Below are 21,510 nucleotides of genomic sequence, written 5' to 3'. Positions count from 1 at the left end.
ACCCGGAGGAACAGACCTTGAAACCCATTATTCGGCAGGGTGATAGCTTGCGTGAGCATGGCGGTACGGTGATCGGCGGCCATTACCTCTGTTTTGGTAAAGGTATCGCCTGTAAAGGCGACCAGGTGAGCTGCAATAAACATGGCCTGACGGTCATAGCCGAAGGAAGCTCGCTGTATGAAGTGGATGGTGCTCCGGTGGCTCTTGACGGGCATCGTTGCGCCTGCGGCTGTACGCTGGTGAGTTCACGCCCTGATTGCGAAGTCGCGCTATGAGACAGCTCACCGACTATCTGCCTTACAAAACCGCCACGCCACCCCACAACGGACGGTGGTTGTCCTTTGGCGCGGGGCTGACGTTTATCAGCGGAGGAGGCGCGGCGTTAATGCCTGCCGAAGCGCGTGGAGGGGCGTTAATTGCCGTCGCGATCGTTAGCGCCGTGCTCTTGGTCTTCATCATCTGGATGCTGCGTCTGCTTTATTACCGCCTGTCGGTCCACTACACCCAGTACTACCAGCGGTTGATCGATCTCGATCATCAAACGTGGTGGGCCCGGCATCAATATAGCGTAGGGCTGGGGGAAACGGTGCTGCTGGGGCCGGTGGGGTGTGAGCCCGAGCACTGGCAGACGCTGCTGAAGCGAGAACATCAGGCGCCAAAAGAGAAACTGGAGGCCGGTGCGCGGGCGCTGCGGCTGATCCACTCGGACATCGTTGATATCGACCTGCGCGAACAACAGCTGGCCCGGATGCTGGTGCGGCAATGGTTGGCTCAGCGAGGCGACCATCAATTTCCCTGCCTGAGTGGCTGTTACTGGCAGGGCAGCGAACCGGCATGGCGAGAATTTTGCGCCGAGCTGCGAAAGCGCTATCCCACCGCCCAGTTGCCGCATATGGCGGAACCCTGGCAAGGTGAGGCCAGCTTATCGGAGATTACCGAGCGAATGAATGTGGCTGGCGACGCATGTTTCATTCTGGTAGCAGGGTGCCAGTCGGTAGCGGCGACGGCTGATACCGCAAGACCGGCGGGTGAATCCGCCGTGCTGTGGTTACTGGCCCGGGAGGGGGAGGCGCGACTGACCCGCGGCGAGGTTTATGAAGGCGCCGCGGTGGAAAATATCCAGCAGGTCTGTCAGCGGGCGATGCAGCAAAGCGGGGCCGAACGTCCGCCCGATCCCTGTATCGCATTTACACAGCCGCAAATCCCGGAACTGGCGCAAAGCGGCTGGAACAGCAACCAACTCCTGCAGGATGAAAACTGGGGAGAGACGGGGCAGATGGAGCAGCTCATCACCATCGCGCTGGCGGCGATATTTGCCCGCCGCTTTCATCAGTCTTGCGGCTGGATCGCCCGCGATCCGCGTCATGCTCTCTCTCTGGGCATCGTCACCGCAGCCGTGCCGGCACCGCAACCTTAAGATAAGAAGGAATGAACATGTCGTTAATGAATCAGGAATGGACTAGCAAGCTGGAACAATTTGCCCGAAAGCTCGCGCTGCGCGACGTCTATCTCATTGCCGATCAAGGTGTTTTAAGCAATCCGTTGTTGGATGGCTTAAATAGACTTTCTCCTCCGGTGCAATGGTTCTCGCTCTATCAGGGGCAACCGGAAGAGCCGCTGCTGGAGATGGCGCCTTTATTGATGCGGCTTGAGCTAGCTTGCTGGCAGCATCGTCAGTGGCTCGCCGATCTGATCGCCGCATTTTCCTACAAGCCGGGTCTGCTGATCTTTCTCTCACCGCTAAGTTTTTCAACGCTCGCCGCCCACTTGCGCAATCTGGCCGATGGCGCCTGGGAAGACCGTTCTGGCCTGGTGCGCTATTACGATACTCGCATGTTCCCCTTGCTGATGCAGCATGTGCTCACTGAAGAACAAAAAGCGTGGTTTTTAGAACCGGTTTATCTCTGGAGCTACCGCGATAGAGACAACAAGATCTGCTGGCTGGAAGGCGAGTGTTCGCCAGTTCAGGCAACGATCCCGGAGGCGATCAAGATTAATTTCAGCGATGAGCAAATAATGAAACTGGATGTCGCTATCGATGCCCAGCGATTTACGGTTTCTGAAAAATTCAGCACCTTTTTTACGACTCAGGAGGACAAATTTAATACCCTTTGGCAGCTCGGCTGGCAGGCGCATCAGCAGAATTTTATCGGTGATTTAGCTTCCTGGTTTGAAAGTCACTTTGAGGAATGAAACATCCTCCCTTTTGATAATCAATAGGCGATTATCAGTTCTGTATGGACACATCAATGATAAAGCATATCCGTATTTTGCCCGGCGGACTGAAGGTGCTGGCCGCCGCTTTTCTCTGCCTGCTGACGGCCTGTCGCGACCACAGTCGCGACGGCATGAGCGGCGCTGATATAAACGTCTTAAACCATGGTCCGGACGCCATTGTTTCGATGCAGGTGAACGGCTACGGCGGGCCAGGCGCTAACTCCTACGGCGGTGGCGGCGGCTTCTGCTGCGTGATGGTGCCCAACGACTGGCGACCGGGGCTGACGGCAAAAATCACCTGGACCTCCGATCCTAACGCATGGATGAAATCGAGTGAGATGCCCGATGATTATGAAACTCACTATCAGAAACATGGGCCGATTACTGTCCCTATCGAACGCTGGGAGAAGGGGCAGGCCTGCGGCTTTGATGTGCATATTTTCCCCTGTGATAAGGTGCGGATAGTACGATCGTGCTACGGTCGTGCAGCCCCGGAATACCCGATACTTCCTCATCCTGATGAGGATAAAAAAGCAGATAATGTTATTTTTAAACATATCAAGGAGGAAGTTGTATGTCCGACACCGCAGACTCCACGCTGAATGCCCTGAAGGCGCTTATTGCGGCCTTTCAGACCGGTGCGACTCCGGTCGCTGTTAAAACCTCCACTGTGGAAGCATCTGGAAAACCGGTATTAATGTCTGTAGCGGCCAATTTTATTTGACCGCTACAAATATCATTATCACAAATATTCTGGAGGTATATATATCAGCAAAAAATATAATTCTGTCATCACGTCATCTCTTAATAACGCGCATTTAATTTCTTTTGTAAGGACACATCAATGATAAAGCATATCCGTATTTTGCCCGGCGGACTGATGGTGCTGGCCGCCGTTTTGCTCTGCCTGCTGACGGCCTGTCGCGACCACAGTCGCGACGGCATGAGCGGCGCTGACATAAATGTCTATAACCACGGCCCGGATGACATTGTTTCGGTGCAGGTAAACGGTTACGGGGGCCCCAGGGCTAATCCCTACGGCGGCGGCGGCGGCTTCTGTTGCGTGATGGTGCCAGATGTCTGGCGGCCGGGCCTGACGGCAAAAATCACCTGGACCTCCGATCCCAATTACTGGATGAAATCCAGTGAGATGCCGGATGATTATGAAACTCACTATCAGCGCCATGGGCCGATTATTGTACCTATTGAACGTTGGGAAAAGGGACAGGCCTGTGGCTTTGATGTGCATATTTTCCCCTGCGATAAGGTGCGGATAGTGCGTTCCTGCATCCCGCCGGGACAGCCGGGCTACCCGGTACCCCAGTCGCCGCCAGACTGGAAGGAAAGAGCAAAAAATATACTTTATAAGCATGTTAAGGAGAACATCGTATGTCCGACACCGCAGAGTCCACGCTGAATGCCCTGAAGGCGCTTATTGCCGCCTTTCAGACCGGCGCCACCCCGGTCGCGGTCAAAACGTCCACCGCAGAAGCGGCCAGCTTACCGCCAAAGTTTCCCGGGCCGGATGACAAAAAGCCCGCGGATAACTCCACGCAGCAGAAAACCGAATACAACGAGCGCGGGCGCCTGCCGGCGAGCAGAACGCAGACCGAAGGCAACTACGCCAGGCAGTACCTGGAGGGGTATGTTAAAGAGTCCGATCATCCCTCGGACAAAAAAACGGAGCCGGGCTGCCCGGCCAGCCTGCATATCAGCCTGTTCTTCGACGGTACCTGCTGTAATGAAGAAGATGGTGATGAAGTGTATGGCTCGCGAAACCCGCCGCTGACCAATATTGCTCGGCTCTAACCTCTGAAAAACTGGTATTAATGTCTGTAGCGGCCCATTTTATTTGACCGCTACAAATATCATTACCAGTTATATATGGGGGGCATCTATTAGCATAAATAAAAGCATTTAATTACGTCATTTATTAACAAGTCATCACTTTATATTTGTAAGGACACATCAATGATAAAGCATATCCGTATTTTACCTGGCGGGCTGGCGGTGCTGGCCGCCGTTTTGTTCTGCCTGCTGACGGCCTGCCGCGATCACAGTCGCGACGGCATGAGCGGCGCTGATATAAACGTCTTAAACCACGGTCCGGATGCCATTGTCTCGTTGCAGGTGAACGGCTATGGGGGACCAAGGGCCAATTCCTACGGCGGCGGCGGCGGCTTCTGCTGTGTGATGGTGCCTGATGTCTGGCGTCCGGGACTGACGGCAAAAATTACCTGGACTTCCGATCCTAATTCCTGGATGAAAATAAGCGATATGCCTGACAACTATTCACAATACTATCAGCGCCATGGACCGATTACCGTGCCTATTGAGCGCTGGGAGAAAGGGCTGGGTTGCGGCTTTGAAGTGCATGTCTTTCCCTGCGATAAGGTAAGAATTGTACGTTCCTGTTACGGTCGTTCATCTCCGGAATATCCGATACAGCGTGCGCCCGATGAGGATAAAAAAGCAGATAACGTCATTTTTAAACATATCAAGGAGGAAGTCGTATGTCCGACACCGCAGACTCCACGCTGAATGCCCTGAAGGCGCTTATTGCGGCCTTTCAGACCGGTGCCACTCCGGTTACGGTTAAAGCCTCCACCGCGGAAGCCGCCAGTTTACCGCCGAAGTTTCCCGGGCCGGATGACAAAAAGCCCGCGGATAACTCCATGCAGCAGAAAACCGAATACAACGAGCGCGGGCGCCTGCCGGCGAGCAGAACGCAGACCGAAGGTAACTACGCCAGGCAGTACCTGGAAGGATATGTCGGGGAGTCAGAAGATCCCTCGGACAAAAAAACGGAACCGGGCTGCCCGGCCAGCCTGCATATCAGCCTGTTCTTCGACGGTACCTGTTGTAATGAAGAAGATGGTGATGAAGAGTATGGCTCGCGAAACCCGCCGCTGACCAATATCGGCCGCCTCTACCATGCGGCAAACTGGTTAGATAAGGCGGAGGATGATGGTTACTTCAGTTATTACTTTCCCGGCTGCGGAGCGCGCTTTCCGGAGATTGGTGAAGAGCACTACTCGCTGGACGGCGAGCTGTTTGCCAACGGCGGTGAGGACCGTATCAACCAGGCGCTGCTTAAAACCTACAGCAGCATCTGCTATGCGGTGAAAAAGGAAAGGATAGAAGACAGCGAACTGACCGGATACCGGAACAGTATGGCCACCGTCTGGCCCTTCTCGCGGCTGACCCAGAAGTTCAACCGTAAAAGCGCGCTTGAAAAATTCTGCGACGATCATCTGGGCTGCGTGGTCAATCAGTGGCCGCGGCAACCGACGCGGCTGCATATCCAGCGCTCGCAGCGGCGCATCGCCAAAATCAAGCTCTTTGTCTACGGCTACTGCCGGGGGGCCGCCACCGCCCGCGCCTTTGCCCGCGGGCTGGAGTCGCTGCTCGATGACGCTAAAATGCCGCTCGATGCGACAAATATGCTGCCGGCGGGGACGGTGGTGCCCGGCGGCCCGACCCTGCTGGGCATCCCCATCAGTATCGAGTTTATGGGGCTGCTGGATACGGTCTCCGCGGTTGGTGTGCCGCATATCCTGCCGTCGGCCACCGGGCATCTGGGCTGGGCGGCCAACAGCCTGCGGCTGCCGACCACCAAAGGCTTCTTAAAAAGCTGCAACCACTTTGTCGCCGGCCACGAGCAGCACGGCGACCTGCCGCTGGACTCCATTCGCGGTCCGGACGGCAAATATCCGGCCGGGGCAGTGGAGGTGGTCTACCCCGGGATGCACGCCGATGTCGGCGGTGACTGTAAGCCCGCGGAGCTCGGCAAGGTGCAGACCGATGCCGCCAGCCTGCTGTCAAAGATTGTGCTGCACGATATGTATGCCGCCGCCTTCGATGCCGGAGCGCCGCTGAGCGTACCTGAGGAGGTATTGCCCGGCGGCGCCAAAGGTAAAAAATATCGGGTAATGCAAGGGGATGTCGCAGATCAATTCAAAATCTCCGCCCAGGCGATCGCCCTGTTTAACGCCTGGCAGCAGGCCGGGGCGCAGCAGGCGGGGGCGAAGAGCGAAACGCCGGCCGTCAACGAGGCGGAGGTGGTGGCCATCGCCGTGGCTCAGGGCCGGGATCCGGTCGCCGCGCTGAAGGCGGCTCACGACAAGGCGGATGGCGATAAGGCGAAAGCCGCGGCCGCGAAGCCGCCGGAGAACGGCCCGCTGGGCAAACTGCCGGATCCGGTGTATGTGCCGCTGAAGGCCAAAGCGCTGGAGGTGATGCTGGCGGACCAGCTGAGCTGGATCACCGCCTGGCGCACCGAGCGCTTTGCCAGTCCGCAATACGCCGATAAGTATTATCAGCGTAGGCCTTTTTATCAGCAGGCGCTGAATGAGCAGACCGGCGCGCTGCCGTCGGCGCAGGCGCCCGCGGAAAGCGAAGGGCCGCGAGAAGTGCCGTTTATCGATAAGGATCGTCTGGATCGCGCGGCGTGGGGCTATGACTTTGCCCATACCGGTATCGTGGCGCTGCTGGCTCAGGTGCTGCTGGATATTATTCCCACCACGCAAGCCTGCGGGTAAAAATGATTATTGATATTAATGTCGGCGATATAGTAGTGCAGGCGCGAACGGATATGAAAATACAGCTGAAGATATTTATAGCGGCCCATTTTATTTGACCGCTACAAATATCATTACCAGTTATATATGGGGGTTATATATTAGCATAAATACAAGCATTTAATTACGCCATTTATTAATAACTCATCAATTTATATTTGTAAGGACACATCAATGATAAAGCATATTCGTATTTTGCCCGGCGGGCTGGCGGTGCTGGCCGCCGCTTTTCTCTGCCTGCTGACGGCCTGCCGCGATCACAGTCGCGACGGCATGAGCGCCGCCGACATAACGTTGTTAAACCACGGCCCGGATGCCATCGTTTCGGTGCAGGTGAATGGCTACGGCGGGCCAAGGGCCAATTCCTACGGCGGCGGCGGCGGCTTCTGCTGTGTGATGGTGCCCAACGACTGGCGGCCGGGGCTGACGGCAAAAATCACCTGGACCTCCGATCCTAACTCCTGGATGAGGCTAAGCGATATGCCTGACAACTACGCGCAATACTATCAGCACCATGGGCCGATTACCGTGCCGATTGAACGCTGGGAGAAGGGTCAGGCCTGCGGTTTTCATGTGCATATTTTCCCCTGCGATAAGGTGCGGATAGTGCGTTCCTGTGTGCTCCCGGGGGGGCCGGTTCAGCCAGGTCAACCTGAATATCCAGTCCCTCAGTCTCCACCTGACTGGAGGGAAAGGGCACACAAAATACTTATCGAACATATCAAGGAGGAAGTTGTATGTCCGACACCGCAGATTCCACGCTGAATGCCCTGAAGGCGCTTATTGCGGCCTTCCAGACCGGTGCCACTCCGGTCACGGTTAAAACCTCCACCGCAGAAGCGGCCAGTTTACCGCCAAAGTTTCCCGGGCCGGATGATAAAAAAGGGGAAAAACCAGCAGATAACTCCACGCAGCAGAAAACCGAATACAACGAGCGCGGCCGCCTGCCGGCGAGCAGAACGCAGGCCGAAGGCAACTACGCCAGGCAGTATCTGGAAGGATATGTCGGGGAGTCTGAACATCAATCGGACAAAAAAACGGAACCGGGCTGCCCGGCCAGTCTGCATATCAGCCTGTTCTTTGACGGTACCTGCTGTAATGAAAAGGGGGCCGATGAGGTCTACGGCTCTCGTAATCCGCCGCTGACCAATATTGGCCGGCTCTATCATGCAGCGAACTGGACCGACCAGAATTTCTCAGCAGAAAAAGATGGCTATTTTTGTTACTACTTTCCCGGCTGTGGCGCAAGCTTTCCGGAGATTGGTGAGAAGCACTACTCGCTGGACGGCGAGCTGTTTGCCAACGGCGGTGAGGATCGTATCAACCAGGCGCTGCTTAAGACCTACAGCAGCATCTGCTATGCGGTGAATAAAAAGGCAATTGAGGACAGCGAACTGGATACCTTTCGACCACAGATGGCCACCGTCTGGCCCTTCTCGCGGCTGACCCAGAAGTTCAACCGTAAAAGCGCGCTTGACAAATTCTGCGACGACCATCTGGGTGCCGTGGTCAACCAGTGGCCGCGGCAGCCGACGCGGCTGCATATCCAGCGCTCGCAGCGGCGCATCGCCAAAATCAAGCTCTTTGTCTACGGCTACTGCCGGGGGGCCGCCACCGCCCGCGCCTTCGCCCGCGGGCTGGAGTCGTTGCTCGATGACGCTAAAATGCCGCTTGATGCGACAAATATGCTGCCGGCGGGGGCGGTGGTACCCGCCGGCCCGACCCTGCTGGGCATTCCCATCAGTATCGAGTTTATGGGGCTGCTGGATACGGTCTCCGCGGTTGGCGTGCCGCATATCCTGCCGTCGGCCACCGGGCATCTGGGCTGGGCGGCCAACAGCCTGCGGCTGCCGACCACCAAAAGTTTTTTAAAAAGCTGCTACCACTTTGTCGCCGGCCACGAGCAGCACGGCGACCTGCCGCTGGACTCCATTCGCGGTCCTGACGGGAAATACCCGGCGGGAGCGGTGGAGGTGGTCTATCCCGGGATGCATGCCGATGTTGGCGGCGACTGTAAACCGTCAGAACTCGGCAAAGTGCAGACCGACGCCCGCAGCCTGCTGTCAAAGATTGTGCTGCACGATATGTATGCCGCCGCCTTTGACGCCGGGGCGCCGCTGAGCGTACCTGAGGAGGTATTGCCCGGCGGCGCCAAAGATAAAACCTATCGGATAATGCAAGGGGATGTCGCAGATCAATTCAAAATCTCCGAACAGGCCATCGCCCTGTTTAACGCCTGGCAGCAGGCTGGGGCGCAGCAGGCGGGGGCGAAGACCGAAACGCCGGCCGTCAACGAGGCGGAGGTGGTGGCCATCGCCGTGGCCCAGGGCCGGGATCCGGTTGCCGCGCTGAAGGCGGCTCACGACAAGGCGGATGGCGATAAGGCGAAAGCCGCCGCCGCGAAGCCGCCGGAGAACGGCCCGCTGGGCAAGCTGCCGGATCCGGTGTATGTGCCGCTGAAGGCCAAAGCGCTTGAGGTGATGTTGGCGGACCAACTGAGCTGGATCACCGCGTGGCGCACCGAGCGCTTTGCCAGCCCGCAATACGCCGATAAGTATTATCAGCGTAAGCCTTTTTATCAGCAGGCGCTGAATGAGCAGGCCAGCGCGCTGCCGTCGGCGGCGGCGCCCGCGGAAAGCGAAGGTCCGCGAGAAGTGCCGTTTATCGATAAGGATCGTCTGGATCGCGCGGCGTGGGGCTATGACTTTGCCCATACCGGTATCGTGGCGCTGCTGGCTCAGGTGCTGCTGGATGTGATCCCCACCACGCAGACCGACCAGCTTGGCGGTCCGCTGGTGGCGGCGCAGGAGTCGGAATATATCCAGATCAAGAAAAGCGGCGATGCCCGGCGGGCGGCGCTGATGGGCTCGCCGACGATGCTGGATTTTTACGATAACTACGTGCATGACACGCTGGCCAAATATAATCACGACCCGCTGCACTCCTCGTTTTCCCACGGTTATTTTGCGTCGCGGACGATTTACGATAACGATGACGATACGTGGGATTCGGTGAAACAATTTGGCCAGCGGGTAAAAGCGATTATAGATATTAATGTCGGCGATATATTAGTGCAGGCGCGAACGGATATGAAAGATCTGAATACGGTATCGGGCGTGCTGGGGAAAATATATCGCGATATAAAAAGCGAGGCTTTTAAAATACTGCTGCCTTAATTCGCTATCGCCATATTCATTATATCCGCTAAGTATCCTTAATAACGCTATACGGGCGTGATGATGCACGCCCGTGGCTAAGGGAATCATCAATTTTATGTTCAAGGAAAAAAATGCCGCGGTAATGACCGTAGCGGCCACCGCGACCCTGTGTCTTGCCGTCTGGACAATTGTGGTCCTGCTGGGCGGTCTGGGATGGTGGAACTGGCACGCCAACCGCACGCTGCAGTGGACGGCGGTCCGCGAGATAGTGACCGTCTGCAGCCTGGTCTGGGCGTTTGGTCTCTGTCTTTGGGTACTGGGCTTTATTGCTTTCCACCTGTTTATCAGGCAAAAAGCCGATGGGCAACAGCGTCAGACGCGGACTTTTATTAGCCAGCAGACAAAACCGGCGCAGCCGTTTGCGTCCTTAAAGCACACTCTTCGTCGCCGCTACGGCCGATTGTGGCGCAATAAGGTCCGCCTGCTGTGGGTCGCTGGCGAGGCGGCGCAGATTGCCGCCATCGTTCCCGGCCTTGCGCAACAGCAATGGCTGGAGGGCCGCGGTACGGTGCTAATTCACGGCGGTAGCCTGTCGGCGAAGGTGGATAACGAGCGGCTCAGCGTCCTGCGTCGGCTGCGTGGCCGCCGGCCGCTGGATGGTATCGTGCTGGCGCTGGACAGCGCTCAGGCCACCGACGCGAACCTGGACGGGTATTTGCGTACGCTGGAGCAGGTTGCGCAGGTTCTGCGCTACCAGCCGCCGGTCTATCTGTGGCAACTCCACGACAGCGACTGGCCGCAGGATACGCGCATTACCCAGACGCTGGGGGCGTTGTTCCCGCCGCGGGCCGTCCCGCAGGATGTTGAACTGCAGCTTCGCGCCATTCTGCCCGCCATGCTGGCGCAGGGGACCCAGCAGTTGTGCGCTGATTCGTCCCACGATTACCTGCTGCGTATCGCTAAATGGCTGAAGGAGGGCGGTATCAGCGGCTGGAAGTCGCTACTGACGCCGTGGCTTACCGGGTATCTGCAACAGATCCCGCTCCGCGGTCTGTTTTTCAGCCCATCGTTAAAGGCGGAAGAGGCGGCGGACAATGGGCTCTATCCCCACCATTGGTCAGCCCCGGCCGTCTGGCAGGGGATCATCGCAGACTGCGGCCGCGCGCGCGGCGTGCCGGTGGGGGTGGCGTGGCGCCGCTCCCTCGGCGTCGGCCTGCTGGCGCTGTTTGGCTTGTGGGCGGCGGGAAGCCTGCTCTCTTTTATCGTCAACCGCCAGCAAATTGTCAGCGCCATCCAGCGGGTACAGCTGCTGCGGCAGCCCGTCGTTAACGACCAACAGCTGATCGATTTGCAGGTGCTGCGCAACGATATCGGCCGTCTACAGAATCAGCTCGCCAACGGCGCGCCCTGGTATCAGCGCTTTGGTCTTAATCATAACGAGCCGCTTTCTACCGCGCTGCTGCCGTGGTATGGGCGGGCTAACCAGCGTCTGATCCGCGACGCGGCGGCAGAAGCGCTCACCCGGCAACTGACGGTGTTGGTCAACCTGCCGCCGCGCAGCCCGCAGCGGGCGCAGCTGGCGAAAGCGGGTTATGACCAGTTAAAGGCCTATCTGATGATGGCGCGTCCGGATAAAGCCGATGCGGCGTTTTACCGCCAGACAATGACCGCCGCGCAGCAGACGCGTCAGGGAGTCGCCCCGGCGCTATGGCAGAGTATCGCCCCCGATCTATGGGCCTTCTATATGGACAACTTGCCGTCGCAGCCGGCGTGGAAAATCACCCCGGACGCCGTGCTGGTGACGCAAGCGCGTCAGGTGCTGCTGGCGCAAATCGGGCGGCGCAACGCTGAAAGCACGCTTTACGAGAACATGTTGCTGCAGGTACGCCGCAACTATGCCGACATGACGCTGGAAGATATGACGCCGCAGACCAATGCCAGCCGGTTGTTTACCACGGAAGAGGTGGTGCCGGGGATGTTCACCCGCCCGGCGTGGGAAGGCGGCGTGCGCGAGGCGATCGATAAGGTGGTGGCGGCCAGGCGCGATGAGATCGACTGGGTGCTGAGCGATAGCCGCCAGACCGTCAGCGGCGATGTCTCCCCGGAGGCGTTGAAACAGCGGCTGACCGATCGCTATTTCACCGATTTCGCCGGGGCGTGGCTGGGTTTTCTCAATAGCATTCGCTTGAATCCGGCGCGCAATATTGCCGATGTGACCGATCAGCTGACGTTGGCGGGCGACGTTCGTCAGTCGCCGCTGATTGCGTTGATGAATACCCTTGCCTGGCAGGGGCAGACCGGGCAGCAGCGTGAGGGCGTGGCGGATTCGCTGGTGAAATCGGCTAAAAATCTACTCGATAAGGATAAGCAGCCGTTTATCGATCAGCAGGCCGGCGGCGTGCGCGGCCCGCTGGAGAGTACCTTTGGGCCGCTGCTGGCGCTGATGGGCAAAAATCCCTCTCAGAGCGTGGTCGCCGCAGATAGCACCCTCAGTTTACAGACCTGGCTGACTCGCCTGACTCGCGTACGCCTGCGGCTCCAGCAGGTGGGGATGATTTAGTATATTGAAAATTAATAACTTTTTCATTTCTCCAAAATATCTCCAAAACTTTTCACCAAAACTGCTCATCCTATAATCTGTGATGGCTATTATTTCAAACCGAGCATTTTAAAACTTTATTTCCCCAGAACCGGAAATACAGCCCGATTATATGACCAGCTTTATCCATTCCTGCCCGCGTGTGTCGTTATAACGATCGGTAGTGCTTTGCATCTTATGTCCCAAGAGTATCTTTGTATCGATTCCCTGAGCGCGATAGAGACGTTCAGCTAACGAACGCTGTTCGTGAAACGTCACATCTGTTTTTCCTTCCGGTGGCACTATGCCTGCCTTATCTCTCGCTTTAGCGAAAGTACGTGACAGATTATCCTTTCTTAAAGGTCCTGCTTTCCTCTTGTTGGAGGAATGGATGAGATACGGGCTCACAATGCGATCCCGACATCCATCAATAACTTCTTTCAGTGTTAATCCCAGAGCTTCACATCTAAGACTAAGCGGCAGCGCCAGTCTGGTACCTGTCTTTCCCTGAACAATATGGATATATCCATCCCAAACATCAGCAAAACGCATGTTACAAATATCTTCTCGACGCTGGCCAGTTGCTATAGCCAGAAGCATGGCATTTTTTATGTAATGTTTATCTGGAGCAGCATCGAAAATACACTTCCAGTCCTCAAACGTAAGGCGTGCTCGGGAAACTCGAATCACTGGTTTTCTGGTTGCCTCGGGCGGATTCCAGCCAGGGGGGACTTCACCTGCATGCTGAGCCTCTTTGAATATATCGATCCACAACACACGATTATTCTGGGCAGTGCTGTTCATATCTTTATCGATCCATTCATCGAGAATCATTGCAAAATCGCGAACCTCTAGATTCTTTAAAGGATGGTTGCCAAGACGCTCAACTAAATTTCCAGCCATCCTGACCTTTTCCGAATATGTGGTTTCAGCGATGGTATTATCTTTTAGTCTGGCGGCCTGTATTTTGAGGTAGCGCTCGACCCATGATGCCAGACTGATTCCTCGACGCTTTTTGGCCTCCGGATTATCTTCAATTCTCTTCAAAAAATAATCCGCTTCAGCAGCTGCCAGACGCTGATTTGCCGTAGTGGCTATTTTCTCTGCCTTTTCTTTATCAGTTCCCAGACCATGGAATTTTCCGGTCACTGGGTTTTTATACTGGTAGTAGGTTTTATCCGTGCGTCGGTCAAACCGGGCATACAGCCCGGGTATCTTAATGCTATTTTTTCGTGGTCTCGGTGACATGATTTAAAATTCCTTTCAGTGCATCATCATCATCGTCGAGGACTAAAGGCCTTATGCCGGCAGATCCTTTACCTACATATTTAGCACTTTCATCAACTAACCATCTGCCAGCAATTTTTTCTGGAGGAGGTTGGATGTAACCCAAACGACCATAATTAACCAGACACTGACTGGAAAGTTTTATGCTAAACCTTCTGGTTCCCCATTCCGATAATGGGATCATGTATTGTTCGCTCATGGTCTAATCTCTCGACCACCGCCACTATAATTCTGTGGCGGTGGATAATCTGATTTTTAAATATCAGTTAAATTGCTACGTGTACTGGCGCCGTCAATTTCTTCCAGACTTGATTTCCCTCAATGAGACGCTGCCAGATTGCAGAAACATACCGGGCCTGGTGGATGGCATCGGCAAGGGCGTTGTGCCGCTCTCCCTCAAATGGAATGGTTTTCTTCGGGTCAATTCCAATTGCTTTGCCGAGTTCTACAATTGTTCGAACATCGCGATCATTCCAGTATTCCCATGGGTATTCTTCAGCGATGAAATCAAATGAAGAACGCAGAATACAATTATCGAAAGATGCGCCATTTCCCCAGACCTGTGCTTTTTTGCGACCGCCCGGGATATTTTCAAAAATGAATTCACCGAACTGGAGCAGGGCATCATGTAGCGGGATAGCATCATCATTCACGATTGCCGAGCGCGCTTCAGAGGACTGCTTAAGCCACCAGATTACGGTTGATGGATCCATTTTGGCTCCCCAACTCACTGAGGATTCCAGGCTTACGACTTTGTAGAAACATTCTCCGATTGAGCCTGTTGCCGGATCAAACACAACTGCGCCGATAGCGACGATAGGGGCGTCTTGTTTATTCCCCAAGGTTTCAAGGTCAACCATGACGTGAATATTATCTGCTGGTAATTCTTCAACATCATTATGATGACCGGATTCAATATTTACGGTAGTTGTTTCGCTACCAATGTCAGCATTTCCTGTACCTGTCTCAACTGCTGTTTCGCTTTCAGAAATTTCATTATTAACTTCGGTTTCATTACCGAAATTCTCTTCCATCTGCACATCGCTGGTGGCCTCTGCGTTAGAATTAGTTTTGGTTAGATCTTCTGTAACCCATTTGCCGTCGTTAGGATCGCTGATGCCTTCGATATATTCGCCACGGTTAGCAGCTAATATCTGATTTGTTTTGTCCTGCAGATCATCTTGCTCCGGGTTTTCAGGCATTGCGTTTGATGTGCGGATGTTCGCCAGTGCTTCTTCAAGCATTCGCACACGTCTGGCCGGAACCTTAATCCACTTATGCAGTGCCTGTAATGTGAGGTGATGAATTTCGTCATCGGAAATGGAGAGACCACCTACCTCCATAAAATAAAGGTCGAATGAAAGGGATTTGATAAAATTATCCCGTTCGATTTCTAAAAGGTTAAGCAGTTCACTTGCTTCTGACAGATCCATTACTGCAGTTTTACCGGAAATAGCCAGTTCTACCTGAGGCCTGATTTCAAGTTCGCGCGCCGGCGTATCATCGGCCTGATCATTCGCGCCGGTCATCTTATCTGCATCACTATTGTCAGGTTCTTCAACTTTACGCATTGGCATAGGCATCGAGGAACGGCCGCAGGCGATATCAACAATAAGTTCGTCCGGGTGAGCGTGGTCTGCTTCAGTCATGACACGGTTCAGATATTCGCGATGCTTCACCGGATCTTTCCACAAACCTTCTGGTGTTGTTTTAACCGTCGCAATATTGCAGGCGCGGGAATAATCCATGCCGCCCGGCATTTCCTCGAATAACTTCACGGTCGCCGTGAACTCCAGGTTGTCACAGTCGTTCATTATGGCGTTAATGGCGCATTCGGTTTTGAATGGTGGGTTATAGATATCGAACTCGTTAACACGGGCGAGCAGGCCAGCTGCGATTTCGTAGGCCAGCCCCGTTCTGGTCAGCGGTGTTTTCCGGTCTGTTACATTACCGCCGCCGGCATTCGCGCCGGAGGGAGTGCGATTAACGGCTGAAATACTATTACCTGCAGCCCATTCTTTAGTTAGGATCCCGCGGTCAATGTGCGCCGTCTCAAACCATAATTTGGCAAACTGAACCTGTTTACCAAGCTCATAGCGCTTTCCTTCAGGGAACACGGTTTTGAATGCACTAGTGAATTTCCACAGTCCAGGCATATCGTATTTCTTAATTTCCGGAACATTTTCAGCAGCCAGGATCAGATTCTGTACAGCGTGATTCTCTGTATCCATTTCCATTAAGGAAAGGCGGTCACGATGTGGAATGCTAATGTGATACACGTGGCGATCGTCAGCCATGTACTGGGCAAGCAGCTGCGTGCGGAAGGACATTTCGGCCAGGTTGAACAGGGCATCTTCATTGGCCGAATAGTCCTCTTCATCGCTATCAGTAGAAGTGTTGTTTTCCGGTTCGTTGTCCGCCTGAGGTTCAGCGGCCGCCGGCGCAACGATTTTTTGCCATGTCAGCCCGTCTTCTGCCAGTTCATAGCGATCACACCAGGTGTCATCCAGCACACCTTCTTCCGGTAGGTCATCAACGATGAGCCAGTTGGTGCGGATAGGCAGCTGATGGTTGGCGCCGCGGCCAACATTAATCTCAGCGTCTTCCAGAATGTCCAGGATCCGGCGTTCGGCGCGGGAATCAGATTTTGCAGAGAACCAGCAGAATAGGTTTTTCGCTTCGGTGGCCTTTGCCTTTGCTTTAATGAGATACGCGTAGTTGTTCATTGCGTTTGGGTTCCTTAAGGCTGTAAGATACCCGGGACTGTGAAAGCTCCCTCTGGGTAGTGGTCATTGTCAAAACTCGAATCCGGGAAGCTTTGGTCGGCTAACCGGGGTACTTAACCCGCCTTGCGCGGGTTTTGTGCTTTATGGGCCGCTCTTTGGTTCCGAGCCATAACCCGGATAATCCTTTAGCGCTTTGCGTAATGTAGCTTTAGCCACCTTTGCGGGTTGCGTCAGCGCCAGCTTCATCGCTGTAGCAAAGGCATCTGTAACCTCTTCAGCGGCTTCCATAGCAAAGTTATGTTCCATCCAAACTTCACTCTGCACCTCTTCCTCCACTTCATCGTGAAGTGCCTCTTTCACTTCGTGAACGGTCAGAACGCCGATGAGCTGCTCAGCTGGAGCAGTACTAAATTTCAATGCCAGTTCGTTAGCTGACATAAAACCTCCGGAAAAAGGGCCCGCCGCGGGGCGGGCAAAGTCAACTTTTCCAATTTAACCAGAACAGGCCTCGCCTCCTGTTTGGTTACGATGGCGGATGTACCATCACAAAGCCCGGTATACCAGGCTTTAGGCCGGCATCTGCCAGTGCTCATTATCAAAACCCGAATCAGAAACTTACTGCTGGCTGTTGGTCGTCAGCCGTCTTCAATGCCTTTTTGTATGGCTGGCATGTGCCTTTTACCTTCTGGGCCTCAGCATCGCTGTTACAACTGGTCTCACATGGATACACGCCTATCAGGACATTAGAGCACTCGCCGGTCAGGGCGCACACGCTGATGACAAGGGCAAACAGCGTATTCATGCTTTAGCCTCAGGGTTTCCTTTCTGGGCTAACAGGTAGCAAAGCTGGCGAACTCTTGTCTCGAACCAGCTCAGGCGGATGGCCTGCTGGCGCGCTGGCTTGCGTTTGAAATCGATCATGGATTAACTCCTTGAGTGTGATAAATACTGCGACCCAGAACAAAAGGCCGATAATTAACGAAATGACCAGAGAGCGAATACCGTTCTTACTCATTCCAGCCTCAGCCTTGTCGCGGCTAACGCTACTTGCTGATTAACCATTAATCAGGCTTTGCGATGCGGTGCCGGGTGCCTCCCGGTGACATCAGCCAGTTAACAACTGCTGCCGACCTGCTTTTTCCCGCAACATGGAAACCGCCCATGCTTACCTTTTTAACTGTGCCGCGTGCGCATAGCCGCATTCACCACATTGCAAAGCCTGTTACCTGTGACTGTCTTTTCACCACTTCAGGCTCGGTGGTATGCTGGAGTTCTCACACAGCCAGCAAGGGAAACTTAAATGAACCAGTTTTATGTTCACGTTCGATTATTTGAAGCCACAGCCGAACAAGCTAAAAAATTTGAAGAAATTATGCTTACCTTTCTGTACCAGAAGACAATCAAAGAGTCTGACGAAAGCTGCTGCAGACTGGCTCCGGAAGGATACATCCTCAAAAGCACAATGAACTGCCAGCAAATCGTTGATCAAACATTTGCAATTGCTAATAGCGCTGGTGTTAATGCAAATATCTTTGTCTGTAAATTTGAACAAAGTGCATGTTTACTTCCATCTGCTGCCTTAGTTGGCAACGATTTCGTTTATCCTGATCTGACTCCTAAGCCTCTCAAGCTCGATTCTTAAAGCCTTAACCATCGTTTCGTGATAAACACGGCTCACACCATTTCCTTTGCACGGCAGGGGAGTGATCGTGTGAGTCATGAAATTGGTTCGGGTAGGGCTTTGTGTCTCGCCAGTCTTCAACGCCTGCTTTGCTAATAAAACACGGGCCTCTGTACCTGCGTTTGGCTCTAACTCCTGCAAGCGCTTTGAATCTTCAAGCAGAAGAGCTATCACGTGTTTCAATTCCTGGCTGTCCATCTCGCACCTCGTTTAGTTGACCCTTATCGCCGGGTAGCGGAACGTTTAAACCTGCTGCGATTAATGTTGCCGTCATCTCATCCGGTGTTTCGTATGCCGCCGGCAGCTACTTCGTGGGCTTCCTGCCTCGATGACGTGTTGCGATGGGTGTATTATTATCGAAGTAATCGATATGCGTCAAATTAAATTGATAGCTAGGGGTGAAAAAAACCAGCAGGTCAATTCATGACCCACGAAATGTGGAAGGAGATAGAAGGGTTTATTTAGTAGGGGGAATCAGGTTTCTTTTTTGTAGATAGGCCTTTGCGAAATTATCAAGTTCTTCAAGACGCATGTCTATAAGGCTGATAATTCTCTCTTTTTCATCATCAGTTGGTAACTGTTCAAACGCATTAAGCAACCTTGCTTGGAGTTCAGAAGACGGCTTGATTTGAACGTTTGTCTCCCACGGATCCTTATCTTGAGATACTTCGCCATCTTCCATAAAAAACCATGAAAGCGGATAACCAGTAGCTGCCGGCAGAAGATTTAAGATTTCAGATCTAGGTAGAATATCAGAGTTACACCAGCCGCTTACCGACTGAGCCTTAACTCCCAACCTGCGGGCTAGCTCAGATTGAGATATATCGAGATCTTTTATAGCCCTTTGCAATCTCTTTCCGAAGTTCATCTCTTCATCCAATTCATAAAGTTACAACTGATTATACAGATTTTTTCTGTAGGTCTAACTATCGAAATAATTTGACGATATCGATTAAATTTGTTTTATTGTCTTCCATCGACAACCAATGAGATCAACCGATGAAGATATCAACCCAAAAAAAGCTCTTGAACATCTGCAGCCAAGCCGAGCTCGGCCGTCGTATGAAAAGGAGAGCCCAAACAGTTAATGGGTGGTTCAAAAATAAAATACCAGGAGAGCTAGTGATCAAGGTGAGCAAAGCTGTCGACTGGAAGGTAACACCACACGAATTGCGCCCAGATCTTTATCCGAACCCTGCTGATGGACTTCCAAAGGAGTAACCATGCAAACCATCTCTTTTGAAAATCATACCCTGGTGAAAGGTATGCAGCTGAAAACAGAAAATCAGTATTTACCGATGCGCCGCGATCGCAATAAGTGTAGGGCCATTTATACCGCCGTTCAGGAATGGGAGTCCTCATTACCTGGACGTGCGCAAGACCACGTCGCGCAGCTGGTGGCCGAACAGTGGGAGAAACAAAACGGGCGCGGAATCAGCGTCAATAAACAGAATCTGTATCGCTACCTGAAAAACGAGGGCGGTTCAGAGAAGTACACCAGTTATGTCATCCAGCTTTCGACGGCGATCGCTGATGCAATGCCGATAGAGATCGCGCGCAAACATGGCCTAAAAAGTGGCTTAACTGAAACCGAGCTGGTGGCCAATGCAATCAAAGAATGCAGCGAAGCGCACCAGGCCAAGTTGCTTGGCGCACCTCTGCAGAAACTAGAGCGTGAAATACGGGAAGCTGCAATTGCACTTTTTAACATGCTCCCTGCAGATGCGGCGGGACCACTACTGGCGAGCATCAGCGCCGTAGCGCCGCAATTTTTCTAATCGAGTTTTGACAATGACCACCAGCACCAGCTGGTTAATAAGAGGTTTCAGATGGCCCGCATCAGAACAGTTAAACCTGAATTCTGGACAGATGAGAAGGTGGTGGAATGTTCAATTCCAGCGCGTCTCCTGTTTATCGGGTTGTTCAACTTCGCCAACGATATGGGATGCCTTGAGCGTTCGCCAAAACGGTTGAAGATGCAAATCTTCCCTGCGGATGCGCTCGATTGCGAACCACTAATACAGGAACTGATTACTCATGGATTACTCACTGAGTATTCAGTGAATGATGTCTGCTATTTGCAGATTAAAGGTTTCCTTAAGCATCAAAAAATAAACAGGCCTTCGGCCTCAAAAATACCTCTTCCGCCAGAATTCACTGAGGCTAAGGCAGGAAAGGAAGAAAAGAGAGCTCCTAATCAAGGAGTCCTCCATGAGGACTCAGTGAATCCTCATGGAGGACTCACTGACGGAAAAGGAATGGAAGGGAAGGGAAAAGGATCAAACCCCACTCTCTACGCGCACAAGGGAAATGTTTTTCAGGAACCTCAGTATTTGCAAGATCTGGATATTCCGATCGGGAAATTCACTATGCACGACCTTTGGCTGCCGTCACAGGACTGGCCGAGACTGGCTGCTACCTGGGGAATAGCGCTTCCCGAACCGGCATACCTGCCGACAGAGCTGGCAGAGTTCACCGCGTACTGGAAATCCGAAGGGAAAGTATTCACTCAGGTTCAGTGGGAGCAGAAATTTGCCCGCAGCGTGATAAGTGCCAGAGCCAAATCCAAACCACAACCAGCAACCGGAGGTAACGGCAATGCAAGAATTCAATCAGTTAACACCGCATCCCGGGCAGTTCAGCAAATTCAGGAAGCCAGAGAGCTCTGGGAGAAGCAACGCGGACTTGCTGGCGGCGGATACGGCATGGCGGCTATGGACGGTCATGGGGGAGATATTCTCGAACCGATGGACCCAGAAGAACGGGGCGGCGCCATCGGATATGTGGATTGCCCAGATTGGATCGATGAGTGATGCCCAGATTACCCTGGTCTGCCGTCAGTGCATGGAGCGCTGCGCCGCGGGTAACACATGGCCACCGGATCTGGCTGAATTCGTAGCGCTGGTTTCGGCGAGTGGAGCCAACCCATTCAACCTGACATCCGAAGCTGTGATGGCTGAATACAAGCGCTGGCGCAATGAGTCTTATCGCTTTTCGGGCAGCGACAGATACCCCTGGAAACAGGACGTGCTGTATCACATCTGCGTTGAGATGCGCAGAACTGGAGTTGAGCGAAACCTCACAGAGGGGGAACTAAAAAAACTGGCAGAAAAATTACTCACGAAGTGGACGAAGCATCTGGCTAATGGATTCTCGATCCCACCGATTCGCCGACAGCTTGAAGCGCCGCGACATCCGGCAGGGCCAACACCAGCACAGCTTCTGATGGAAGAGTACAAACGCCGCAAAGCGGCAGGTTTAACCAGATAAACGAGTTTTGACC

The 21,510-nt window shown here is 53.6% G+C and carries 23 protein-coding genes and 1 pseudogene; 17 read left to right on the top strand and 7 right to left on the bottom strand.

The window, feature by feature from the left end:
* Window positions 1-17 precede the first annotated feature (17 nt).
* From AC22LX_RS05725 to AC22LX_RS05670, 12 genes and pseudogenes are all read left to right on the top strand, one after another.
* Window positions 18-275 carry a PAAR domain-containing protein gene (locus AC22LX_RS05725; RefSeq protein ID WP_045390479.1) on the top strand — a complete coding sequence of 86 codons (258 nt, stop codon included), beginning with the start codon at window positions 18-20 and terminating at the stop codon, window positions 273-275.
* Window positions 272-1,417, top strand: coding sequence for a hypothetical protein (locus tag AC22LX_RS05720; protein ID WP_063447867.1), 1,146 nt, complete (start codon window positions 272-274; stop codon window positions 1,415-1,417). Before AC22LX_RS05725 ends, AC22LX_RS05720 begins: the two co-directional genes overlap by 4 nt.
* 17 nt (window positions 1,418-1,434) lie before the next feature.
* On the top strand, window positions 1,435-2,193 hold the full coding sequence (gene tla1, locus AC22LX_RS05715; RefSeq protein ID WP_045390483.1) for a toxin Tle1 chaperone Tla1: 759 nt from the start codon (window positions 1,435-1,437) through the stop codon (window positions 2,191-2,193).
* Window positions 2,194-2,249: 56 nt separating this feature from the next.
* On the top strand, window positions 2,250-2,819 hold the full coding sequence (tli1a, locus tag AC22LX_RS05710) for a Tli1a family immunity protein (RefSeq protein WP_063447869.1): 570 nt from the start codon (window positions 2,250-2,252) through the stop codon (window positions 2,817-2,819).
* Window positions 2,792-2,941: a hypothetical protein gene (locus AC22LX_RS05705; protein WP_155956334.1), complete on the top strand. Its 150-nt coding sequence runs from the start codon at window positions 2,792-2,794 to the stop codon at window positions 2,939-2,941. The genes tli1a (AC22LX_RS05710) and AC22LX_RS05705 overlap by 28 nt, the downstream gene beginning before the upstream one ends.
* A gap of 120 nt (window positions 2,942-3,061) precedes the next feature.
* The gene (gene tli1a, locus AC22LX_RS05700) at window positions 3,062-3,634 is read left to right on the top strand and encodes a Tli1a family immunity protein (protein ID WP_487333833.1); all 573 of its coding nucleotides are present in this window, start codon (window positions 3,062-3,064) and stop codon (window positions 3,632-3,634) included.
* On the top strand, window positions 3,607-4,026 hold the full coding sequence (locus AC22LX_RS05695) for a hypothetical protein (RefSeq protein ID WP_015366105.1): 420 nt from the start codon (window positions 3,607-3,609) through the stop codon (window positions 4,024-4,026). The genes tli1a (AC22LX_RS05700) and AC22LX_RS05695 overlap by 28 nt, the downstream gene beginning before the upstream one ends.
* Window positions 4,027-4,188: 162 nt before the next feature.
* Window positions 4,189-4,758, top strand: a complete 570-nt coding sequence (gene tli1a, locus AC22LX_RS05690) for a Tli1a family immunity protein (RefSeq protein WP_487333832.1) — start codon at window positions 4,189-4,191, stop codon at window positions 4,756-4,758.
* Window positions 4,731-6,758 (top strand): T6SS phospholipase effector Tle1-like catalytic domain-containing protein, encoded by a 2,028-nt coding sequence (locus tag AC22LX_RS05685; protein WP_487333831.1) that lies wholly within the window; start codon window positions 4,731-4,733, stop codon window positions 6,756-6,758. Before tli1a (AC22LX_RS05690) ends, AC22LX_RS05685 begins: the two co-directional genes overlap by 28 nt.
* 213 nt (window positions 6,759-6,971) lie before the next feature.
* Window positions 6,972-7,562 carry a Tli1a family immunity protein gene (tli1a, locus tag AC22LX_RS05680; RefSeq protein ID WP_487333830.1) on the top strand — a complete coding sequence of 197 codons (591 nt, stop codon included), beginning with the start codon at window positions 6,972-6,974 and terminating at the stop codon, window positions 7,560-7,562.
* Window positions 7,535-9,973: a T6SS phospholipase effector Tle1-like catalytic domain-containing protein gene (locus AC22LX_RS05675; RefSeq protein WP_487333829.1), complete on the top strand. Its 2,439-nt coding sequence runs from the start codon at window positions 7,535-7,537 to the stop codon at window positions 9,971-9,973. The genes tli1a (AC22LX_RS05680) and AC22LX_RS05675 overlap by 28 nt, the downstream gene beginning before the upstream one ends.
* 97 nt (window positions 9,974-10,070) lie before the next feature.
* Window positions 10,071-12,503: pseudogene (locus AC22LX_RS05670) on the top strand (ImcF-related family protein); the annotation flags it as partial.
* Window positions 12,504-12,662: 159 nt separating this feature from the next.
* On the opposite strand, the gene AC22LX_RS05665 reads toward AC22LX_RS05670, so the two are convergent.
* The 6 genes from AC22LX_RS05665 to AC22LX_RS05640 all read right to left on the bottom strand — a co-directional run bounded on the left by AC22LX_RS05665 (window position 12,663) and on the right by AC22LX_RS05640 (window position 17,467).
* On the bottom strand, window positions 12,663-13,781 hold the full coding sequence (locus tag AC22LX_RS05665) for a phage integrase Arm DNA-binding domain-containing protein (protein ID WP_221696271.1): 1,119 nt from the start codon (window positions 13,779-13,781) through the stop codon (window positions 12,663-12,665).
* Window positions 13,756-14,019 carry an excisionase gene (locus tag AC22LX_RS05660; RefSeq protein ID WP_072035725.1) on the bottom strand — a complete coding sequence of 88 codons (264 nt, stop codon included), beginning with the start codon at window positions 14,017-14,019 and terminating at the stop codon, window positions 13,756-13,758. Before AC22LX_RS05660 ends, AC22LX_RS05665 begins: the two co-directional genes overlap by 26 nt.
* Before the next feature lie 67 nt (window positions 14,020-14,086).
* Window positions 14,087-16,546 carry a 3'-5' exonuclease gene (locus AC22LX_RS05655; protein ID WP_487333828.1) on the bottom strand — a complete coding sequence of 820 codons (2,460 nt, stop codon included), beginning with the start codon at window positions 16,544-16,546 and terminating at the stop codon, window positions 14,087-14,089.
* Between the two features lie 141 nt (window positions 16,547-16,687).
* Window positions 16,688-16,984 (bottom strand): hypothetical protein, encoded by a 297-nt coding sequence (locus tag AC22LX_RS05650; RefSeq protein WP_032708427.1) that lies wholly within the window; start codon window positions 16,982-16,984, stop codon window positions 16,688-16,690.
* A 169-nt stretch (window positions 16,985-17,153) separates the two neighbouring features.
* Window positions 17,154-17,348 carry a DUF1482 family protein gene (locus AC22LX_RS05645; RefSeq protein ID WP_487333827.1) on the bottom strand — a complete coding sequence of 65 codons (195 nt, stop codon included), beginning with the start codon at window positions 17,346-17,348 and terminating at the stop codon, window positions 17,154-17,156.
* Window positions 17,345-17,467 (bottom strand): hypothetical protein, encoded by a 123-nt coding sequence (locus AC22LX_RS05640; RefSeq protein WP_259393463.1) that lies wholly within the window; start codon window positions 17,465-17,467, stop codon window positions 17,345-17,347. Before AC22LX_RS05640 ends, AC22LX_RS05645 begins: the two co-directional genes overlap by 4 nt.
* Before the next feature lie 379 nt (window positions 17,468-17,846).
* On the opposite strand from AC22LX_RS05640, the gene ymfI reads away from it, so the two are divergent.
* Window positions 17,847-18,188: a YmfI family phage protein gene (ymfI, locus tag AC22LX_RS05635; protein ID WP_221012581.1), complete on the top strand. Its 342-nt coding sequence runs from the start codon at window positions 17,847-17,849 to the stop codon at window positions 18,186-18,188.
* A gap of 496 nt (window positions 18,189-18,684) precedes the next feature.
* On the opposite strand, the gene AC22LX_RS05630 is transcribed toward ymfI, so the two are convergent.
* Window positions 18,685-19,095 carry a helix-turn-helix domain-containing protein gene (locus AC22LX_RS05630; RefSeq protein WP_042897099.1) on the bottom strand — a complete coding sequence of 137 codons (411 nt, stop codon included), beginning with the start codon at window positions 19,093-19,095 and terminating at the stop codon, window positions 18,685-18,687.
* A 131-nt stretch (window positions 19,096-19,226) separates the two neighbouring features.
* Here AC22LX_RS05630 and AC22LX_RS05625 point away from each other — a divergent pair, with 131 nt between their 5' ends.
* The 4 genes from AC22LX_RS05625 to AC22LX_RS05610 are packed head-to-tail and all read left to right on the top strand — an operon-like array spanning window position 19,227 to window position 21,497.
* The gene (locus AC22LX_RS05625; RefSeq protein WP_487333826.1) at window positions 19,227-19,448 is read left to right on the top strand and encodes a YdaS family helix-turn-helix protein; all 222 of its coding nucleotides are present in this window, start codon (window positions 19,227-19,229) and stop codon (window positions 19,446-19,448) included.
* 2 nt (window positions 19,449-19,450) lie between these two features.
* Window positions 19,451-20,005, top strand: a complete 555-nt coding sequence (locus tag AC22LX_RS05620; RefSeq protein ID WP_117032123.1) for a toxin YdaT family protein — start codon at window positions 19,451-19,453, stop codon at window positions 20,003-20,005.
* Between the two features lie 51 nt (window positions 20,006-20,056).
* Window positions 20,057-21,040, top strand: a complete 984-nt coding sequence (locus AC22LX_RS05615) for a DnaT-like ssDNA-binding domain-containing protein (protein WP_487333825.1) — start codon at window positions 20,057-20,059, stop codon at window positions 21,038-21,040.
* On the top strand, window positions 20,952-21,497 hold the full coding sequence (locus AC22LX_RS05610; protein WP_487333824.1) for a replication protein P: 546 nt from the start codon (window positions 20,952-20,954) through the stop codon (window positions 21,495-21,497). Before AC22LX_RS05615 ends, AC22LX_RS05610 begins: the two co-directional genes overlap by 89 nt.
* Window positions 21,498-21,510 lie beyond the last annotated feature (13 nt).

The sequence above is a fragment of the Klebsiella sp. PK01 genome, assembly GCF_057624675.1.
This window is presented reverse-complemented; position numbering and strand designations above follow the sequence as displayed.

Bases quoted from the DNA above. Each gene is read 5' to 3' on its own strand.
- tli1a (WP_063447869.1), top strand. From the start codon at position 2,250: ATGATAAAGCATATCCGTATTTTGCCCGGCGGACTGAAGGTGCTGGCC.
- AC22LX_RS05675 (WP_487333829.1), top strand. From the start codon at position 7,535: ATGTCCGACACCGCAGATTCCACGCTGAATGCCCTGAAGGCGCTTATT.
- tli1a (WP_487333833.1), top strand. From the start codon at position 3,062: ATGATAAAGCATATCCGTATTTTGCCCGGCGGACTGATGGTGCTGGCC.
- tli1a (WP_487333832.1), top strand. From the start codon at position 4,189: ATGATAAAGCATATCCGTATTTTACCTGGCGGGCTGGCGGTGCTGGCC.
- AC22LX_RS05650 (WP_032708427.1), bottom strand. From the start codon at position 16,984: ATGTCAGCTAACGAACTGGCATTGAAATTTAGTACTGCTCCAGCTGAG.
- tli1a (WP_487333830.1), top strand. From the start codon at position 6,972: ATGATAAAGCATATTCGTATTTTGCCCGGCGGGCTGGCGGTGCTGGCC.
- AC22LX_RS05610 (WP_487333824.1), top strand. From the start codon at position 20,952: ATGGGGGAGATATTCTCGAACCGATGGACCCAGAAGAACGGGGCGGCG.
- AC22LX_RS05720 (WP_063447867.1), top strand. From the start codon at position 272: ATGAGACAGCTCACCGACTATCTGCCTTACAAAACCGCCACGCCACCC.
- AC22LX_RS05660 (WP_072035725.1), bottom strand. From the start codon at position 14,019: ATGAGCGAACAATACATGATCCCATTATCGGAATGGGGAACCAGAAGG.
- AC22LX_RS05705 (WP_155956334.1), top strand. From the start codon at position 2,792: ATGTCCGACACCGCAGACTCCACGCTGAATGCCCTGAAGGCGCTTATT.
- AC22LX_RS05655 (WP_487333828.1), bottom strand. From the start codon at position 16,546: ATGAACAACTACGCGTATCTCATTAAAGCAAAGGCAAAGGCCACCGAA.
- AC22LX_RS05665 (WP_221696271.1), bottom strand. From the start codon at position 13,781: ATGTCACCGAGACCACGAAAAAATAGCATTAAGATACCCGGGCTGTAT.
- AC22LX_RS05685 (WP_487333831.1), top strand. From the start codon at position 4,731: ATGTCCGACACCGCAGACTCCACGCTGAATGCCCTGAAGGCGCTTATT.
- AC22LX_RS05625 (WP_487333826.1), top strand. From the start codon at position 19,227: ATGAAGATATCAACCCAAAAAAAGCTCTTGAACATCTGCAGCCAAGCC.
- AC22LX_RS05630 (WP_042897099.1), bottom strand. From the start codon at position 19,095: ATGAACTTCGGAAAGAGATTGCAAAGGGCTATAAAAGATCTCGATATA.
- AC22LX_RS05640 (WP_259393463.1), bottom strand. From the start codon at position 17,467: ATGATCGATTTCAAACGCAAGCCAGCGCGCCAGCAGGCCATCCGCCTG.
- AC22LX_RS05615 (WP_487333825.1), top strand. From the start codon at position 20,057: ATGGCCCGCATCAGAACAGTTAAACCTGAATTCTGGACAGATGAGAAG.
- AC22LX_RS05645 (WP_487333827.1), bottom strand. From the start codon at position 17,348: ATGAATACGCTGTTTGCCCTTGTCATCAGCGTGTGCGCCCTGACCGGC.
- ymfI (WP_221012581.1), top strand. From the start codon at position 17,847: ATGAACCAGTTTTATGTTCACGTTCGATTATTTGAAGCCACAGCCGAA.
- AC22LX_RS05695 (WP_015366105.1), top strand. From the start codon at position 3,607: ATGTCCGACACCGCAGAGTCCACGCTGAATGCCCTGAAGGCGCTTATT.
- AC22LX_RS05620 (WP_117032123.1), top strand. From the start codon at position 19,451: ATGCAAACCATCTCTTTTGAAAATCATACCCTGGTGAAAGGTATGCAG.
- tla1 (WP_045390483.1), top strand. From the start codon at position 1,435: ATGTCGTTAATGAATCAGGAATGGACTAGCAAGCTGGAACAATTTGCC.